Source organism: Microvirga flavescens (genome assembly GCF_003290125.1).
Classification (GTDB): domain Bacteria; phylum Pseudomonadota; class Alphaproteobacteria; order Rhizobiales; family Beijerinckiaceae; genus Microvirga; species Microvirga flavescens.
In genome coordinates this window covers 699,184-717,137 of the sequence record NZ_QMKH01000001.1, presented here as the reverse complement: position 1 = coordinate 717,137, position 17,954 = coordinate 699,184, and the positions used below count along the sequence as shown (strand labels likewise).

Annotated in this window: 17 protein-coding genes; 13 read left to right on the top strand and 4 right to left on the bottom strand. The window is 63.5% G+C overall.

The features are described 5' to 3' along the window. Positions 1-162: 162 nt before the first annotated feature. Complete coding sequence (locus DQW91_RS03240; RefSeq protein WP_112662088.1) at positions 163-1,395, bottom strand: argininosuccinate synthase; 1,233 nt, start codon at positions 1,393-1,395, stop codon at positions 163-165. 219 nt (positions 1,396-1,614) lie between these two features. Here DQW91_RS03240 and DQW91_RS03235 point away from each other — a divergent pair, with 219 nt between their 5' ends. Both DQW91_RS03235 and DQW91_RS03230 read left to right on the top strand, forming a co-directional pair. Further along, positions 1,615-2,241, top strand: a complete 627-nt coding sequence (locus tag DQW91_RS03235; RefSeq protein WP_112662087.1) for a 2-hydroxychromene-2-carboxylate isomerase — start codon at positions 1,615-1,617, stop codon at positions 2,239-2,241. A 163-nt stretch (positions 2,242-2,404) separates the two neighbouring features. Beyond that, positions 2,405-4,942, top strand: coding sequence for a M10 family metallopeptidase C-terminal domain-containing protein (locus DQW91_RS03230; RefSeq protein WP_112662086.1), 2,538 nt, complete (start codon positions 2,405-2,407; stop codon positions 4,940-4,942). A 36-nt stretch (positions 4,943-4,978) separates the two neighbouring features. Here the strand turns inward: DQW91_RS03230 and DQW91_RS03225 are convergent, their stop codons facing one another. Next, the gene (locus DQW91_RS03225; protein WP_112662085.1) at positions 4,979-5,923 is read right to left on the bottom strand and encodes a DUF5996 family protein; all 945 of its coding nucleotides are present in this window, start codon (positions 5,921-5,923) and stop codon (positions 4,979-4,981) included. 355 nt (positions 5,924-6,278) lie between these two features. Here DQW91_RS03225 and rpsA point away from each other — a divergent pair, with 355 nt between their 5' ends. From rpsA to trpB, 8 genes are all read left to right on the top strand, one after another. Beyond that, on the top strand, positions 6,279-7,976 hold the full coding sequence (gene rpsA / locus DQW91_RS03220) for a 30S ribosomal protein S1 (RefSeq protein ID WP_112662084.1): 1,698 nt from the start codon (positions 6,279-6,281) through the stop codon (positions 7,974-7,976). A 131-nt stretch (positions 7,977-8,107) separates the two neighbouring features. Next, positions 8,108-8,551, top strand: a complete 444-nt coding sequence (locus DQW91_RS03215) for a DUF4431 domain-containing protein (RefSeq protein ID WP_157961318.1) — start codon at positions 8,108-8,110, stop codon at positions 8,549-8,551. A gap of 132 nt (positions 8,552-8,683) precedes the next feature. Continuing rightward, the gene (gene sppA / locus DQW91_RS03210; protein WP_112662082.1) at positions 8,684-9,649 is read left to right on the top strand and encodes a signal peptide peptidase SppA; all 966 of its coding nucleotides are present in this window, start codon (positions 8,684-8,686) and stop codon (positions 9,647-9,649) included. Positions 9,650-9,674: 25 nt separating this feature from the next. Beyond that, positions 9,675-9,971: an integration host factor subunit beta gene (locus tag DQW91_RS03205; protein WP_112662081.1), complete on the top strand. Its 297-nt coding sequence runs from the start codon at positions 9,675-9,677 to the stop codon at positions 9,969-9,971. 186 nt (positions 9,972-10,157) lie between these two features. Next, a complete protein-coding gene (locus DQW91_RS03200) occupies positions 10,158-10,505 on the top strand; it encodes a lipopolysaccharide assembly protein LapA domain-containing protein (protein WP_112662080.1) in 348 nt (115 codons plus the stop codon). Positions 10,506-10,510: 5 nt separating this feature from the next. After that, positions 10,511-11,455: a bifunctional Delta(1)-pyrroline-2-carboxylate/Delta(1)-piperideine-2-carboxylate reductase gene (gene lhpI, locus DQW91_RS03195; protein ID WP_112662444.1), complete on the top strand. Its 945-nt coding sequence runs from the start codon at positions 10,511-10,513 to the stop codon at positions 11,453-11,455. Positions 11,456-11,474: 19 nt separating this feature from the next. Continuing rightward, positions 11,475-12,137 carry a phosphoribosylanthranilate isomerase gene (locus tag DQW91_RS03190; RefSeq protein ID WP_112662079.1) on the top strand — a complete coding sequence of 221 codons (663 nt, stop codon included), beginning with the start codon at positions 11,475-11,477 and terminating at the stop codon, positions 12,135-12,137. A gap of 74 nt (positions 12,138-12,211) precedes the next feature. Beyond that, the gene (gene trpB / locus DQW91_RS03185) at positions 12,212-13,396 is read left to right on the top strand and encodes a tryptophan synthase subunit beta (RefSeq protein WP_112662443.1); all 1,185 of its coding nucleotides are present in this window, start codon (positions 12,212-12,214) and stop codon (positions 13,394-13,396) included. Between the two features lie 60 nt (positions 13,397-13,456). Here trpB and DQW91_RS03180 read toward each other — a convergent pair whose 3' ends face one another. Together DQW91_RS03180 and DQW91_RS03175 are read right to left on the bottom strand one after the other, a co-directional pair. Next, on the bottom strand, positions 13,457-13,804 hold the full coding sequence (locus DQW91_RS03180; protein ID WP_157961317.1) for a DUF3859 domain-containing protein: 348 nt from the start codon (positions 13,802-13,804) through the stop codon (positions 13,457-13,459). A 301-nt stretch (positions 13,805-14,105) separates the two neighbouring features. Then, a complete protein-coding gene (locus tag DQW91_RS03175; RefSeq protein WP_112662077.1) occupies positions 14,106-14,624 on the bottom strand; it encodes a DUF3859 domain-containing protein in 519 nt (172 codons plus the stop codon). A 96-nt stretch (positions 14,625-14,720) separates the two neighbouring features. Between DQW91_RS03175 and trpA the strand changes: the two genes are divergently transcribed. The 3 genes from trpA to DQW91_RS03160 all read left to right on the top strand — a co-directional run bounded on the left by trpA (position 14,721) and on the right by DQW91_RS03160 (position 17,920). Beyond that, the gene (trpA, locus tag DQW91_RS03170; RefSeq protein WP_112662076.1) at positions 14,721-15,560 is read left to right on the top strand and encodes a tryptophan synthase subunit alpha; all 840 of its coding nucleotides are present in this window, start codon (positions 14,721-14,723) and stop codon (positions 15,558-15,560) included. A gap of 155 nt (positions 15,561-15,715) precedes the next feature. Further along, entirely contained in the window at positions 15,716-16,576 is an 861-nt protein-coding gene (gene accD / locus DQW91_RS03165) for an acetyl-CoA carboxylase, carboxyltransferase subunit beta (RefSeq protein ID WP_112662075.1), read from the top strand. Between the two features lie 18 nt (positions 16,577-16,594). Next, on the top strand, positions 16,595-17,920 hold the full coding sequence (locus tag DQW91_RS03160; RefSeq protein WP_112662442.1) for a bifunctional folylpolyglutamate synthase/dihydrofolate synthase: 1,326 nt from the start codon (positions 16,595-16,597) through the stop codon (positions 17,918-17,920). Positions 17,921-17,954: the final 34 nt, after the last annotated feature.

Sequence of the window (17,954 nt, the reverse complement as noted above, 5' to 3'; positions counted from 1 at the left end):
GAGTGGCTTTTTCTTAGGAAACTCCTGAGTTCCGTCTGAAGCTGCCGCTCTTGGATCAATGCAAAGCTGTCGGCCGACAGATCGAGACCGTTGCAGCGGGCGCCCTAAACGAAAATGGCCGGGACGAGCCCGGCCATGATGCAATCCAAATCTGCAGTCTTCTTACAGCCCCAGCTTCTTCTTGCGCTGCGCCAGCGTGCGCAGACGCAGCGCGTTGAGCTTGATGAAGCCGGCGGCGTCGCGGTGGTCGTAGGCCACGGCGCCTTCCTCGAAGGTCACGAGGTCCTGATCGTAGAGCGAATAGGGGCTCTCACGGCCGATGATGTGGACGCCGCCCTTGTAGAGCTTGAGCTTCACGTCGCCGGTCACGAATTCCTGGCTCTTGTCGATCATGACCTGCAGCATCTCGCGCTCCGGCGAGAACCAGAAGCCGTTGTAGATCAGCTCGGCGTATTTCGGCATCAGCTCATCCTTGAGGTGAGCCGCGCCGCGGTCGAGGGTGATCGACTCGATGCCGCGATGGGCGAAGTACAAAATCGTGCCGCCGGGCGTCTCGTACATGCCGCGGCTCTTCATGCCCACGAAGCGGTTCTCGACGAGGTCGAGGCGGCCGATGCCGTTGATCTTGCCGAGCTCGTTGAGCTTGGCAAGGAGCGCTGCGGGGCCCATCTTCTTGCCGTCGATGGCAACCGGATCGCCCTTCTCGAAGGTGATGGTGATGACCGTCGGCTTGTCGGGCGCGCTCTCGGGATCGTTGGTGCGGGAATAGACGTAGTCCGGCACTTCGAGGGACGGGTCTTCCAGCACCTTGCCCTCCGAGGAGGCGTGCAGGAGGTTCGCGTCCACCGAGAACGGAGCCTCGCCGCGCTTGTCCTTGGCGATCGGGATCTGGTTGGCTTCAGCGAAGGCGATGAGCTGCTCGCGGGAGCGCAGGTCCCACTCGCGCCACGGGGCGATGACGGTCACGTCGGGCTTGAGGGCGTAGTAGGACAGCTCGAAGCGCACCTGATCGTTGCCCTTGCCGGTCGCGCCGTGGGCGACGGCGTCCGCGCCGACCTTTTCGGCGATCTCGATCTGCTTCTTGGCGATCAACGGGCGGGCGATGGAGGTACCGAGCAGATAGAGGCCCTCGTACTGCGCGTTGGCGCGGAACATCGGGAACACGTAGTCGCGCACGAATTCGTCGCGCAGGTCCTCGATGAAGATGTTTTCGGGCTTGATGCCCAGAAGTTCCGCCTTCTTGCGGGCGGGCTCCAGCTCCTCGCCCTGGCCGAGATCGGCGGTGAACGTCACGACCTCGCAGCCATAGGTGGTCTGCAGCCACTTGAGGATGATGGAGGTGTCGAGGCCGCCGGAATAGGCGAGCACGACCTTTTTCACGCGCGTCGAAGCCATGGTCGATGTTCCAGAATGAAAGGGTTCCCGCGACTTAGAACGGAAGCTTGAGCCGCGCAACGGGCAATTGATATGCGCTGGAGGCATCCCCGCCCGGAAATGCCCGCCCTATTGAAACAAACGGGGATCGGATAAGAGCCTCCCACAAGGCAGGCATCTCCACGGTTGAGGCCCGCATCCCGTGGCCCATATTCCCCGTTGCAGCGAGAGGTGATCGTGATGCCCCGTCCGATCCTTGAATTCTGGTACGATTTCGCCTCGACCTATTCCTATCTCACCGCCATGCGCATCGAGGCGGCGGCCGAGGAGGCCGGGGTCGGCCTGCTCTGGCGGCCGTTTCTCCTGGGCCCGATCTTTTCCGCGCAGGGCTGGACCTCCTCGCCGTTCAACCTCTTTCCCGGCAAGGGCCGCTACATGTGGCGCGACATGGAGCGCGAGGCCGCGCGCCTCAACATTCCCTTCGTAAAGCCCGATCCCTTTCCGCAGAACAGCCTTCTGGCCGCCCGCGTGGCGCTTCTGGGCGGTGATGCCGGCTGGACGCCGGCCTTCACCCGGGCGATCTTCACGGCGGAGTTCGGCAAGGGCCGGAACATCGGCGACCCGGTTCTCCTGACCGAGATCCTCACCGGCCTCGGCCAGGACCCGAAGGCAGTGCTGAGCGAGGCCGAGAGCGAAGCCAACAAGATGCGCCTGCGCCGGATGAGTGAGGAGGCGCAATCGCGCGGCATCTTCGGCGCGCCGACCTTCTTTGCCGAGGACGGAGAAATGTTCTGGGGCAACGACCGCCTCGAACGGGCGCTGGAATGGGCGGTGGCGCGCGCCCACCGGTCGGAGCTGCCGGTCTAGGTTCGGGCCCGCCGCACCGCTGTGCCTGGTGGAGATTCCCCATTAAAATCAAAGAAAATTAAGGCCTATACCATCCATTCGAAGAGTTCGCTTCGATCTTGCAGATGTCATTCCCAACCTCGGTCGGCCTTGCGGTCCAGGGCCTCGGCATGGGGAGAATGACATGGCCATCACCACCTGGGGCGAAGCGACATCAGCCACGCTTCCTGGATCGTTCTCCGGCGCGCAGGTCGCACGCCTCCTGGATGGCGGCTTTCTCATGGTCTGGACCGATCTCGGCGCTCCGGCACAGGGCCGGGCACAGGTTCTCAATGCGGACGGCACCAAGCGCGGGGCCGAATTTGCCTTCGCGACCACCGTGGGGCAGCCGACCCTGACAACGCTGACGGACGGGCGAGTTGCCGTTCTCTGGGACGCTTATGGGGGCGCGGAAGCGGTTCCCCAAGTGCGCGTTTTCGACCGCGATGGAACGCTGCTCGGCGACAGCGTATCGCTGGAGGCGACCCGGGGCGCGAAGCTGGCGGCGCTGAGCGACGGCCGCATCGCAGTCGTGGCTTCCGGGGCGACCATGGGGCCATACCCGCAGCCCGATTGGTCTCAGGTGCTGAGGATCGAGAACGGACAGCTGGTCAAGGACGGGGCCGCTCAGGTCCAGCCCACCGGCACGAATCCGCTCGGCTTCACGTCGGTCGGCTTCGATGACCGTTATGCGCTGTTCTATCGCTATCAGGATCAGGATACCTTCCAGGATCAGATCAGAATGCTGATCCGTAACGCCGACGGATCCCAGACCGCACCGGCGCAGGTCGTCTTCTCGGTATCCTCGGCCCTTTCCAATCCCGCCGCCGCGCGCCTCGAGGATGGACGCTTCGTCGCCGTGTTCTTCCAGGGTGCCGGCGCCACCGGAACCCTCAAGGCGCGAATCCTCAACACCGATGGGACACCCGCGGGAGCCGAGTTCGTCGTGGCGGCGGGCGAGCGCATCGGAACGTCGAAGGTCGTCGCGCTGCCGGATGGCGGCTTTGCCATCCTGCATGCTCATCAGGGAGCGGAGGCATCCATTCAGGTTCGCTGCTTCTCAGCGTCCGGTGCCGCCGCCGGCGATCCGTTCACGGTGACGGAACCGGGCATCGGCCTTAACGACCTGTCTCTTCTCGCCGACGGCCGCCTGATGCTCTCGTGGACATCTGTCGCCAACATGAGCGAGGCAACGGTTCGCTACCAGATCCTCGATCCGCGCACGCAAGGCATCGACCTGACCGGGACCGCCGGAAACGACCAGTATTTCGGCTCCGCCTTCGACGACTATATTCGCGGAGCCGGAGGGTCCGACGAGATCATCGGCGCTGCTGGCAACGACACGTTGGACGGCGGCGAAGGGTCTCAGAACACCCTCGATGGCGGCGCCGGAAACGACGTTTATTTCATCCACAATGCAAGCGATGTCGTCAGGACGGATCCGTCCGGCCTCGATACGGCGCATATCTACAGGGAGGACTACACGGACGAGGAATTGGCGCTGGCGATCCTCTCCCTGCACGGCAAGGGCATCGAGAACGTCATCGTCGAGAACGGGACGGGAGGGGGCAACACGCCGCCGACGGTGCCTGAAATTCAGGGCGATGTGGCTTCCGTCAACGAGAACACCACCGGCGAGACGGTCATTGCGACCGTTCGCTCCGGCGACAGCCAGGGCGATCCGTTCACCTTCGTTCTGACAGTCAATCCCGGCAACCGTTTCACGGTGAATTCGAACGGCAGAATCATCCTGCAAGGTCCGGTCGATTTTGAACAGGACCCGGATTTGCTGATCGAGACTGACGGAACCGGCCGCAAGTACTTCCTCATCGAGGTGAAGGCGCAGGAGACCGGACCGGGTGGCCTGTCCTCGGGCACGACCGCAATCAAGGTCTACATCAACGACGTCGGCGAGGCACAGGTGCCGCCCGACGTGAACCTGACCGCGAACAGCGTCAACGAACTTGCCGGAAAGGACACCGCTGTCGGAACATTGATTGCGACCGACCCCAACAATGCCGGAGCAGTCTTCCAATACCGGCTCATCGACGACGCCGGCGGGCGTTTTGCGATTGAAGGCAATCGGGTCGTCGTCGCCAACGGCTTCAAGCTGGATTTCGAGCAGGCACGCACGCACAACGTCATGGTCGAAGTTCGTGACGGATCGGGCAACGTGTTCAGCAAGGTTCTCACGCTGAACGTTCTCGACATCAATCCGGAAACGACGGCGGGTTCGCCTTTCGACGACATCTTCAAGGGCGGCGCGAAAAACGACAGGCTCGGCGGCGGCGCGGGCAACGACATCCTCTGGGGCGGAGCCGGCAACGACACGCTCACCGGCAACGGAGGGCGCGACATCTTCGTGTTCAACACAAAGCCTCATGCAACCCGCAACAAGGACAAGATCAAGGACTTCCGCGTCAGGGACGACACCATCTGGCTCGACAACGCGGTGTTCAAGAAGCTCGGCGCCAAGGGTTCGGAATCGAAACCGGCCTTGCTGAAGAAGGGCTATTTCACCATCGGTGACGCGGCTGCGGACGCGAACGACTACATCGTCTACGACAAGAGCAAGGGCATTCTCTACTACGATGCCGACGGCTCCGGCGCAGGCAAGGCGGTGATCATCGCGACACTGCCGAAGAACCTGAAAATGACGCACAAAGATTTCTACGTCATCTAGAGGCTGAGCGTATTTCAATAAAAGACGGGTCAGCTCTCACGCGACGGCACGGGGCTGCGCGGGAACGCCGAGGGAGCATTCCAGCGCGGTCCGGTTCCAGTGGCCCGTTTCAGCGGCGGCCGCATAGGTCGCCTCGAGAAAGCCGAGCAGCACCGCGTCCGGATCGGCGGCCATGCGGACAACGTCGTAGGGCAGGATGAACTCGCCGAGCGTCGTATCGAACACCGCGCCGGGCACCACCGGCCAGTCGCGGAAGCCCGGCGGCTCGGGATAGGCGTAGGAATAGAAAGCGGCCTGCGGGAAGGCATCGTTGCCCGGCCAGAACCCTGCGCTGCTCACCTCGTGGGAATAGGCTTCGCGGGTGACCGCATCCGGCAATCCCGGCACGCCGCCGGGATGAGACGGGGCCATGCGCCCCGAAAAGCGCGTGACGGCGAGGTCAAAGCTGCCCCAGAAGAAGTGCACCGGGCTCGCCTTGCCGAGAAAGCTGCTGCGGAAGAGCTTGAACACGCGGTCGACCTGGATGAGCGCGCGCCAGAAACGGTGGGCCGCGGCGGCATCGTAAGCGGTGTGAACCGTATCTTTCGGGAAAGGAATGGGGTCCGGCACCTCATTCGGCATCTCCCGGATGGAGACCGAGACACCGAGCGCGTCGAGGAGTTGCATCACCCGCTCATGGAAGGCGGCAACCGTCTGCGGCTCCAGGGCGAGCGACCGCTCCCCGCCCCGGCTGGTGCGGGCGAGCAGGCGATGGTCGATGAAGTCGAACTCGATCTCGAGGATTTCATGCCCGAACGGGATCGGAGAAGTTCCGAGCCCCCGTGCGGTGACGTAGAGCGGCACCTGCCAGCCGTGGTTCAGCCACGGGGTCAGCTCCAGCCGGACCTTGCCCACGATCTGGGTCCAGAGCTGCAAGGTCAGCGCCGTCTCCCGCCAGGCGGAAAACGGCAGTTCCGGCCAGTCCGTCGCGGTGTCTCTCATGGGATCATGCTCCTGCGATGGGATAGATAACGCCGCCGGGTGGGCCGGACAGGCCAAACTGCCGCGAAAGCTTGTTTCTCGCGGCAATTTGCACTACATGACCCTCCTATCCCGAAAGACGCCGATGAAGCGGTGCATGTGGGGTGCGCGTGAAGCGTGCCCTTGCGGCGCTGAAACGACTGTCTTTTCGGGAAAAGCGTTTCCATCCGCCGGCGATACGCCGGCCCGCTTTTTCAAAAGCGGTATGCCTTGCGACATGGCCCTGAAGGGGCGTCCCTGGCAGCGGCGGGTGGGAGCGACCCGTAACACGAGCCGCCGGCGATGCCCCTTAAAACTGGGCCATTCAGGAGATCATATGTCTGCAGCACTGCAACAGCCGAGCCGTGAAGATTTCGCGGCCCTGCTCGAAGAGTCCTTCCGCACGAACGAAATCAGCGAAGGTTCGGTCGTCAAGGGCAAGGTGGTCGCGATCGAGAAGGACGTCGCTGTCATCGACATCGGCGCCAAGACCGAAGGTCGCGTCGCCCTCAAGGAATTTGCCGGCCCCAATCGCGATCAGACGATCAACGTCGGCGATGAGGTCGAGGTTTATGTCGAGCGCATCGAGAATGCTCTCGGCGAAGCCGTCATCTCGCGCGACAAGGCTCGCCGCGAAGAGTCGTGGGTGAAGCTCGAGAAGGCCTTCGAGGCCCAGGAGCGCGTCAACGGCGTCATCTTCAACCAGGTCAAGGGCGGCTACACCGTCGATCTCGACGGCGCCGTGGCGTTCCTGCCGCGCTCGCAGGTCGACATCCGCCCCGTCCGCGACGTCACCCCGCTCATGGGCGTGGCCCAGCCGTTCCAGATCCTCAAGATGGATCGCCGCCGCGGCAACATCGTCGTGTCGCGCCGCACGGTTCTCGAAGAGAGCCGCGCCGAGCAGCGTTCCGAGCTCGTGGCGAACCTCGAAGAGGGTCAGGTCATCGACGGCGTGGTCAAGAACATCACCGAGTACGGTGCGTTCGTTGATCTCGGCGGCATCGACGGCCTGCTGCACGTCACCGACATGGCATGGCGCCGCGTGAACCACCCGTCCGAGGTCGTAACCATCGGCCAGACGGTCAAGGTCAAGATCATCAAGATCAACCACGAGACGCACCGCATCTCGCTCGGCATCAAGCAGCTCCTGGCCGATCCGTGGGAAGGCATTGCCGCCCGCTACCCGGTCAACGCCAAGCTCAAAGGCCGCGTCACGAACATCACCGACTACGGTGCGTTCGTTGAGCTCGAGCCGGGCATCGAAGGCCTCATCCACGTCTCCGAGATGTCCTGGACGAAGAAGAACGTCCACCCGGGCAAGATCATCTCCACTTCGCAAGAAGTTGAGGTCGTCATCCTCGAAGTCGATCAGGTCAAGCGCCGCATCTCGCTCGGTCTCAAGCAGACCCTGCAGAACCCGTGGGAAGCCTTCGCCGAGAAGCACCCGGTCGGCTCCGAAGTCGAAGGCGAGGTCAAGAACAAGACCGAGTTCGGTCTGTTCATCGGTCTCGAGAACGACGTCGACGGCATGGTCCACCTCTCGGATCTCGACTGGAACCGTCCGGGCGAGCAGGTCATCGACGAGTTCAAGAAGGGCGATATCGTGCGCGCCCAGGTTCTCGACGTGGACGTCGAGAAGGAGCGCATCTCGCTCGGCATCAAGCAGCTCGCAGGCGACCCCTTCGCGGAAGCCGGCGAACTCAAGAAGGGCCAGATCGTCACCTGCGAAGTGCTCGAGGTGAAGGATGGCGGCCTGGAGGTGAAGATCGTCGATACCGACCTCAGCACCTTCATCAAGCGCGCCGAGCTCGCTCGCGACCGCGGCGACCAGCGTCCGGAGCGTTTCGCTGCCGGTGAGAAGCTCGACGCCCGCGTCACGCAGTTCGACCGCAAGGCCCGCCGCGTCACCGTCTCCGTCAAGGCCCTCGAGGTCGCTGAGGAGAAGGAAGCGATGGCTCAGTTCGGCTCGGCCGACTCCGGCGCATCGCTCGGCGACATCCTCGGCGCTGCTCTCAAGGCCAAGGACAAGAAGTAAGAATTGCCCCGGGCTTTTTTGCCCGGGACCATTCTTCGAAAAGCATCGACCCGCGCGAGCCATCGCGCGGGTTTTTTGTTGGCTCTCCAACATCAATGAGAATAAACGGACAGACTGAGGAGATTGTCCCGATGCGGGCCGCTATTCACGCCGCCTGTCTGTCACTTACTTTCGCGGGAACGCTTTTCGCGAAGGCGCAGGCGTCAGACTGCGTGTCCTATGGAAGACCGGTTGAGATCAAAGGCGTGCTGAAGCGCGCGACGTTTCCAGGCCCTCCGAACTATCTCAGCATTGCTGATGGGGACGAGCCCGAAACTTATTTCCTGCTGACATCGATTAAGCCGTTCTGCGTCTATTCGGCCAATGACGGCTTAGGTGATGCGGTTGAGAAGGTCTCTCGGATTCAGCTCGTTTTGACTGGCTCTCAATACTCTCAGCTCAGAAAATTCGTCGGTCACCGTCTGTCTCTCAAAGGATCGTTGTTCGGGGCGATAACCGGACATCACCGCACCCCTGTCTTGATGGAGAAAGTGGAGATCCCGGTCTTGGCGAGAACGGGCTGGAAGCCCCGCTGAGCGATTTCCTCTTTGGCAGAGGAGGAAGGAGAATAAATCCTACTTTATTGGCCCCCTCTCTTGCCGCCCTATCTGCCTTCGCAATAGGGTGGCGCGTCAAAAGCTTGGCCTTTTCGAAAGAGCCCGATACCGATGTCATTGGATGCCGAAATCATCGCCGACCGCCAACGCCTGCGCCGCAAGCTGAGCTTCTGGCGAGTCACCGGATTTCTGGCGCTGATCGCCGGCGTTCTGGCGCTGGGCTTTGCCGCTGCCGACCGGTTCGGCGTCGTGCCGGGGCGGATGCATGTCGCGCGCATTTCCATCAACGGCTTCATTGCCGGCAGCCAGCGCGTGGCCGACCTCATGCAGCGCGTCGGGCGCGACAGGTCGGTTGCGGGCGTCGTCATTTCCATCAATTCCCCCGGCGGCACCACCACGGGCTCGGAGGAACTTTTTCGCAACATCCGCACGCTGGCGCAGCGCAAGCCGCTCGTCGCCTTCGTGGACGGCACGGCGGCCTCGGGCGGCTACATCACGGCGATTGCCGCCGACCACATCGTGGCGCGGGAAACCTCGCTCGTCGGCTCCATCGGTGTGCTGATTCAATATCCGGAGCTGTCGCAGCTTCTCGGCAACATCGGCGTGAAGGTCGAGGCGGTGAAGTCGACGCCGCTCAAAGCCGAGCCGAGCGGCTTCACGCCGACGAGCCCCGAGGCGCGCGCGGCCCTGCAATCCGTGGTCAACGACACTTACGACTGGTTCAAGCGCCTCGTGCGCGAACGCCGCCGGATGAGCGATGCGGAACTCGCTGCAGTCTCCACCGGCCAGATCTTCAGCGGGCATCAGGGCATGCCGCTGAAACTCGTGGACGCGCTCGGCACGGAACGCGACGCCGTTTCCTGGCTCGTGCGGGAGAAGGGCGTTGCCCCCAATCTCCCCGTGCAGGAATGGCGACCGCGCGGCGAGAGCAGCCTGTCGCCCTTCGTGTGGGCGGCCTTCGGGGCCGATATGCTCGGATTCGAGCAGCTGGCGGAGAACCTGCGGCGCGCTTCGCTCAATGTGGGCGCAACGCAGCTTGACGGCCTGTTGGCGCTCTGGCAACCTGCCGAAAAATAAAGCCCCGTCAAACAGATAACCATCAATGATAAAATCCGAACTGGTGCTCAAGATCGCTGAGCGGAACCCGCATTTGTACCAACGCGATGTCGAGAACATCGTGAATGCGATTCTCGACACCATTGCCGATGCGCTCTCGCGCGGCGACCGGGTCGAGCTGCGCGGCTTCGGCGCCTTCGCCGTGAAAAAGCGCGATGCCCGCACGGGCCGCAACCCGCGCACGGGCGCGGCGGTTTCGGTGTCGGAGAAGGTCGTTCCCGTGTTCAAGACGGGCAAGGAAATGCGCCTGCGCCTCAACGGTGCGAAGACGGCAGTGCGCTGATTTTTCTAGAGCACGATCAGAACAAGTGGAAACCGGTTGTTCGCCCGGATCGTGCGATCTCAAGAAAGAATAAGACTTTGATCGTTTCAATGGGAAACGATCAAAGTCTAAACACTTGACGCGAGGTTCGGGCGGGCGCGAAATCGCGAAACGCCGGTTGTTGCTCCCGGCGTCGGAGGTGCTGGCGTGATTCGTTTCCTGAAGGCGCTCATTCTGTTGCCGGTGGCCGTCGCCATCGTGCTTCTGGCGGTGGCGAACCGCGCGCCCGTGACTCTCTCGCTCGATCCATTTTCGGAAACCGCGCCGGAATTCGCCGTTCAGCTTCCGCTGTTCGCGGTGATCTTCGCCGCGACGGCTGTCGGCGTCTTCATCGGCGGCATCGCCACCTGGCTTGCGCAGGGCAAGCATCGCCGCGCCCGTCGCGAGGCACGGCGAGAGGCCGAGCGTCTGCGCTCGGAAGCCGAGCGCCTGCGCGCGCAGATCCCCGTTACCAACGTTCCGGCCCTTCCGTCGTCCCAAACCTCCTTCCTGTGAGCTACATGCGCGTCGTCACCTCCGCCGAGATCGATCAGGCTCTCACCTTCCCCCACCTGATCGACACTCTCGCCGAGGCGTTTCGCGGCGATATCGAAACGCCGATCCGGCATCACCATGAGATCGAGCGCGAGGGCGCGCACGGCACGCTGCTGCTCATGCCTGCGTGGTCGGGGCCGAAGACGAAGGATGGCTTTGTCGGCGTGAAGATCGTCTCGGTGTTTCCCGACAACGGCGCGCAGAACCTGCCGAGCGTGCTCGGCACCTATCTTTTGATGGACGGCGCGACAGGCGAGCCGCGCGCGGCGCTCGACGGCACGCGTCTCACCGTGTGGCGCACGGCGGCGGCATCAGCCCTCGCGGCGCGTTACCTCGCGCGCGGCGATGCCACGAAAATGATGATGGTCGGCGCGGGTTCGCTCTCACCGTTTCTCATCCGCGCGCACATGAGCCAGCGCCCGATCCGCGAAGTCGCCTTGTGGAACCACCGCTTCGAACGCGCTGAAAGCCTTGCCGCGCAATTGCAGGCGCAAGGGCTGCCGGTGACGGCGGTGCGCGATCTCGAGGGCGCGGTGCGCGAAGCGGATCTCGTTTCCTGCGCAACCCTGTCCACCGCACCGCTCGTGAAGGGCGCGTGGCTGAAAAAAGGCGCTCATCTCGATCTCGTCGGCGCGTTCAATCTCTCCATGCGCGAGGCGGATGACGAAGCGTTGCAGCGCGCCGATGTCTACATCGATACTGAAGCCGCGCTGAGCGAAGGCGGCGATGTCGCGCTCTCGCTGAAAAGCGGCGCGGTTGCGCGTTCGCATGTGAAGGGCGACCTGTTCGACCTCTGCCGGCAGGACAAGACGCAGCGCCGGAGCGATGATGCCATCACCGTGTTCAAGTCGGTCGGATCGGCCCTCGAAGATCTGGCTGCGGCGATACTGGTGTGGCGAAAGCTGGCGTGAGTGGCGTAACATCAAAGCCATGACACCCCTCATCAAAATCTGCGGCCTCTCGACGCCGGAAACCCTCGACGCCGCCCTCGATGCGGGGGCCGATTTCGTCGGGTTCGTGCGCTTTCAAAAAAGCCCGCGCCATGTGAGCCTTGACCTCGCCCGCGACCTCTCGCGCCGCGCCAGGGGGCGAACGCAGCGCGTGGCGCTCGTGGTGGATCCGCAGGATGCGGAACTTGCCGACATCGTCGAGGCCATCGACCCTGACCTGCTGCAATTGCATGGACACGAGACGCCGGAACGCGTCGCCGCCATTCGAGCCCGCTTCGGACGGCCCGTCATGAAGGTCCTCGGCATCGGCGAAGCAGCTGATCTTGAGGCAATTTCGGCTTATCGCGGCGTTGCCGACCGCATCATGCTCGATGCAAAGCCGCCGCGCACGGCGGGCGCTCTGCCCGGCGGCAACGGTCTCACCTTCGACTGGCGACTCCTGATCGGGCTTGACCCTGCCATCGCCTTCATGTTGTCAGGAGGGCTCGACCCCGACAACGTCGCACAGGCGATCCGGCTCACGGGAGCCGCCGCCGTCGATGTCTCCTCGGGCGTCGAAAAGAGCCCCGGCGTCAAGGATCCGGGCAAGATCGAGGCCTTTATCAGGGCCGCGCGAACGGCATCGGCCGTTGGCGTCAGTTAAGGCGAACAACCGTGTCATCTCAGGCGCAAACCAATTCCTTCCGCACCGGCCCCGACGAGCGTGGGCATTTCGGCATGTTCGGCGGCCGTTTTGTCGCCGAGACGCTGATGCCGAATATCCTGGAACTGGAAAAGGCCTACGAGGAGGCCAAGGCCGATCCGGCCTTCCATGCCGAGATGGCGTCGATGATGGCCCACTACATCGGCCGCCCGAGCCCGCTCTATTTCGCCGAGCGCATGACCGAGCATCTTCGTGAGGTTTCGACGGCCTCCGGCCTATCGGGCGGCGCGAAGATCTACTTCAAGCGCGAGGAATTGAATCACACCGGCGCGCACAAGGTGAACAACGTGCTGGGCCAGATCCTTCTCGCCCGCCGGATGGGCAAGAAGCGCATCATCGCCGAAACCGGCGCCGGCCAGCACGGCGTCGCCACGGCGACGCTCTGCGCGCGCTTTGGGCTTGAATGCATCGTCTACATGGGCGCGGTGGATGTGGAGCGGCAAAAGCCCAACGTGTTCCGCATGAACATGCTGGGCGCCAAGGTCGTGCCCGTGCAGTCCGGCACCAAGACCCTGAAGGACGCCATGAACGAGGCGCTGCGCGATTGGGTCACCAATATCGCCGACACGTTCTATTGCATCGGCACCGTGGCGGGGCCGCATCCTTACCCGGCGATGGTGCGCGATTTCCAATGCGTGATCGGCAACGAGACCCGTGAGCAGATGATGAAGGCGGAAGGCCGCCTGCCCGACTCGCTCGTCGCCTGCATCGGCGGCGGCTCGAACGCCATCGGCCTGTTCCACCCCTTCCTCGATGATCGCGGAATCGAGATCTACGGCGTCGAGGCGGCGGGCCACGGCCTCGACAAGCTCCACGCCGCCTCGCTCTCCGGCGGTCGCCCCGGCGTTCTGCACGGCAATCGCACCTATCTCCTCATGGATGCGGACGGGCAGATCCAGGACGCGCATTCCATCTCGGCGGGCCTCGACTATCCCGGCATCGGGCCGGAACACGCTTGGCTGCACGATGTGGGCCGCGTGAACTACATTTCCGCCACCGATCAGGAGGCGCTGGACGCCTTCCAGCTCTGCTCGCGGCTCGAAGGTATTCTCCCCGCGCTGGAGCCGAGCCACGCCCTCGCCAAGGCCATGGAACTCGCGCCCAAGAAGCCGAAGGATCACCTGATGGTCGTCAACATCAGTGGCCGTGGCGACAAGGACATTCCGCAGATCGCGGAGATTCTGGGGTCGCAGATCTGAGTATGGAATGTGTCTGGGTGGGCTCTGAGAAGGCGCCCCACTCACAAAGCCCATCGGCATTCAGCTTGTCCTTGAACAAGCTCTGCGATTGGCAACGACCTCGAAGGTCTTCTTGACGAGCACTTCACTGCCGTAGAGCAAAGTGATCGTCCAATGGCCCGTCACCAGCTCGTAGTCGTAATCGAAACCCCACGCGATCCAACCGGTCGGACGTGGTGTGGTCGGCATCAGTTGGTGTGTCCAGCGATCCATCGTTCGCGAATCGCCACCGGGTCCACTGAACGGAGGATGAGATACTTCGACCTGAACGGTTTTACCGTAACTTGGATGTTTCGGATCGGCATGCGCAACGACGATGCCGAAGAGGGTTCCTCGGTTCGCCACGATGCAGTCGGTTTGGCGGACCACTTTGGGCGTGCTCGTCTCTCGCACCCAGCCGCTTGCGGTATTGGGCGCATCGACTTTGCGACCACCTGTGCCCGAAGCTCTCCGAAAGCGGTGATATCGATCACTGTTTGAGCTTTAGCGCCATTCACCGACAAGAGTCCTGCCAGCGTAGCAAGGGCGACAGAGCGAGTGTTCAAGGATGGAGTATTCGTCCAAAGATTGCTCATTGCTCAACTCTATATGTCTGATGGTTGCTTTGTTTCACGTCGTCTTCGCGGAGATTCTGGGAGCGAAGATCCAGGCCGTAACCGGCGGCGCCCGTTCAGGAGGTCTTGGGGCAACTCGTCCCGGGCAGCACGACGGTAAAGACCTTCTGGTCGCTCACGCGCCCATCCACCAGCACCGAAATGATGTAGGGGCCGGGAACGAGCTCATACGCTTCCTCGAAATGCCAGCCCGTATAGAGCGGCTCTTTCAGGAGCTGCATGGGCCAGGAATCGATGGTTCGCGTGCGCCCATCGGGCCCGACGATGGGGGGATGCGTAACCGCGATCTCGACAGGCATAATGCTCAGATTGGGGTCGTCGTGCCGCACCAGAACACCGAGCCTGACGCCGCGCCGAGCGACGATGCAATCGGTTCGCCGGATGAGCTTGCGGCTCATCACCTGCGCCGCGGTACCCTTGGCCGTGTTGGGGGCCACAACGGCCTTGCCGGGCTGGGGCCCGAATTCTCCGAATTCCGTGATCTGAACCGGAGGAAGCTCGGAAGCAGCGGCTGACATCGAAATACCGGCCCCCAGAAAAAGGCTCATGGCGGCTCGCAGGATCGGATTGAGCATGAGAAAATCTCGTGCGTTATATTATTTCAACGTTGCTTTTGGCAGAGGCCGAGATCCCTGTCCACATCTGCCACAGAAGGTGCTAAACACCCGCCCATGACACAGCGCATCGAAGCCCGTTTTGAGAAGTGCCGCGCGGAAGGCCGCGCCGCGCTCGTCACCTACATCATGGCCGGCGACCCGGATCTCGAAACTTCCTTCGAGATCATGCGGAACCTGCCGAAGGCCGGGGCGGATATCGTCGAATTCGGCATGCCGTTCACTGACCCGATGGCCGACGGCCCGGCGATCCAGGCGGCGGGCCTGCGGGCGCTGAAAGGCGGCCAGAACACCATCAAGACCCTCGATCTCGTGCGCCGCTTCCGCAAGGAAGACTCGGAAACGCCGATCATTCTCATGGGCTATTTCAACCCGATCTACGTCTATGGCGTCGAGCGCTTCCTCACCGATGCCAAGGAGGCCGGGGTCGACGGGCTGATCGTGGTCGACCTGCCGCCGGAGGAGGACGACGAGTTGTGCCTGCCGGCGCTGAAGGCCGGGCTCGCCTTCATCCGCCTCGCCACCCCGACGACGGATGACAAACGGCTTCCCGCCGTGCTCGCCAACACCGCAGGGTTCGTCTATTACGTGTCGATCACCGGCATCACCGGCGCGGCGACCCCCGATTTCGGCAAGGTTTCCACGGCGGTCGAGCGGATCAAGCGGCACACGCCGCTTCCCGTGGTGGTGGGCTTCGGCGTCAAGAACGGCGCGCACGCGGCGGCCATCGCCAAGGGCGCGGACGGGGTCGTGGTCGGCTCGGCCCTGATCGACGCCCTGAAGGGCACGCTCGACGGGCAGGATTATGCCACCTCGCGCTCGGTCGAGGCCGTCACCACATTGGTGAAGGAATTGAGCGAAGGCGTGCGGTCCGTGTCGAAGCGCGCGGCCGCGTAAGAGATAGCAAAGGGCCTCATCCTGAGGAGCCGCATCAGCGGTGTCTCGAAGGATAAGTCCAGTGGGCGCTGGAGACGCCCTCGTCCTTCGAGACGGTGCTGCGCACCTCCTCAGGATGAGGGCTTTACCGGGTGCCTCTGAAAAGGAACAAAACGATGAACTGGATCTCCGAAGTCGTCCGACCGAAGATCAAGACGCTGTTCAAGCGGGAATCCCCCGACAATCTCTGGATCAAGTGTCCGGAGACGGGGCAGGTCGTGTTCCACAAGGACGTGGAAGCGAACCAGTGGGTCATCCCCGGCTCCAACCACCACATGCGCATTTCCGCGACGCAGCGCCTGCAGCTGATGTTCGACGGCGGCACCTGGCTTGACGTCGCGCTGCCCGACGCGCCGGTCGATCCGCTGAAGTTCCGCGACGAGAAGCGCTATGTCGACCGCCTCAAGGACGCCCGCACCAAGACCGGCATGCAGGACGCCTTCAAGGTCGGCTACGGCCGCGTCGAAAGCGTGCCGATGACCCTCGCCGTGCAGGATTTCGGCTTCATGGGCGGCTCCCTCGGCATGGCGGCGGGCGAAGCCGTCGTGAAGGGTGCCGAGACCGCGCTCGAGAAGAAGACGCCCTTCGTGCTCTTCGCGGCCTCCGGCGGCGCGCGCATGCAGGAGGGCATTCTCTCCCTCATGCAGCTGCCGCGCACCACTGTGGCCGTGCGCCGCCTGCGCGATGCGAAGCTGCCTTACATCGTCGTGCTCACCAACCCGACCACCGGCGGCGTCACCGCGTCCTACGCGATGCTGGGCGACGTGCACATCGCCGAGCCCGGCGCGCTCATCGGCTTTGCCGGCCCGCGCGTGATCGAGCAGACCATCCGCGAGAAGCTGCCCGACGGCTTCCAGCGTTCGGAATATCTGAAGGATCACGGCATGGTAGACATGGTCGTGCATCGCCACGACCTGAAGAGCACCATCGCGCGCCTCGCGAGCCTTCTCACCAAGGCTCCGGCTGCGGCCGCTTAAAGTTTTCGAGTCATGGCGATGGAATCCTCCGATGCGCTGATCGCGCGCTTTCTCGCCCTGCACCCGAAAGCTATTGATCTATCGCTCGGGCGCATCCAGCGGCTGTTGGCGCAGCTCGGACATCCTGAGCGCCGCCTGCCGCCGACGATCCATGTGGCGGGCACCAACGGCAAGGGCTCCACCATCGCCTTCATGCGGGCGATTCTGGAAAGCGCGGGGCTTGCCGTCCACGTCTACACCTCACCGCATCTGGTGCGCTTTCACGAGCGTATCCGCCTCGGACGCTTCGGCGGGGGAAAGTATGTGAGCGAGGAGCGGCTGGTCGAAGCCTTCCGCCGCTGCGAGGCGATCAATGCGGGTCAGCCCATCACCGTGTTCGAAATTACCACCGCCGCCGCGATCCTTTTATTCGCGGAAGAACCCGCCGACGTGCTGCTCCTCGAAGTCGGTCTTGGCGGGCGCTATGACACGACCAATGTCGTCGACAATCCCATTGCCGCCGTCGTCACCTCCATCGGCCACGATCACGCGGAATTCCTCGGCACGACGCTGGAGGGCATCGCCCGCGAGAAGGCGGGCATCTTCAAGCGCGGCTGTCCGGCGGTCATCGCGCATCAGGACTACCGCATCGCGGACGAGGTGCTGCGCGCGGAAGCGGAAGCCGTCGGCGCGTCTCCCATCCTCGTTGGTGGTCAGGACTTTTCCGTGCATGAGGAAGCGGGACGGCTCGTCTACCAGGATGAGAACGGCCTGCTCGACCTGCCGCGTCCGAAGCTTGTGGGGCGGCACCAGTTCATCAATGCGGGCACGGCCATCGCGGCCCTGCGCGCCGCCGGATTCGACCGGTTTGAGACCCAGGCCTTCGAGGAAGGCTTGCGCCGCGCCGAATGGCCGGGTCGGTTGCAGCGCCTGTCGAACGGCGTGCTCGCGGGCATCGCGCCCGAGGGCTGTGAATTGTGGCTCGACGGCGGGCACAACGCGGATGGCGGACGCGTGCTCGCCGCGGCGATGGCCGAGCGGGGCGAACACAGCGAAGCGCCGCTCGTGCTCATCAGCGGCATGCTCGGCACGAAGGATTCGGAAGCCTTCTTCAAGAATTTCGTCGGCCTCGCCCGCGAAGTGATCGCCGTTCCCATCGCGGGCCAGATTGCCGGACGCCCAGCAGAGGAAGTCGCCGCCATCGCCGCGAGCGTCGGGCTCATCACGACGATCCAGCCGAGCGTCGAGACGGCCCTCGCCTCCCTCAACAACTTCGTCTGGCAGCACCCGCCGCGCATCCTGATCTGCGGCTCGCTCTATCTTGCGGGCGAGGTGCTCGCCGCGAACGGCACACCGCCGGAATAGGGGCAGCGCAAAAATGCGCACTTGCGAGGTCTTG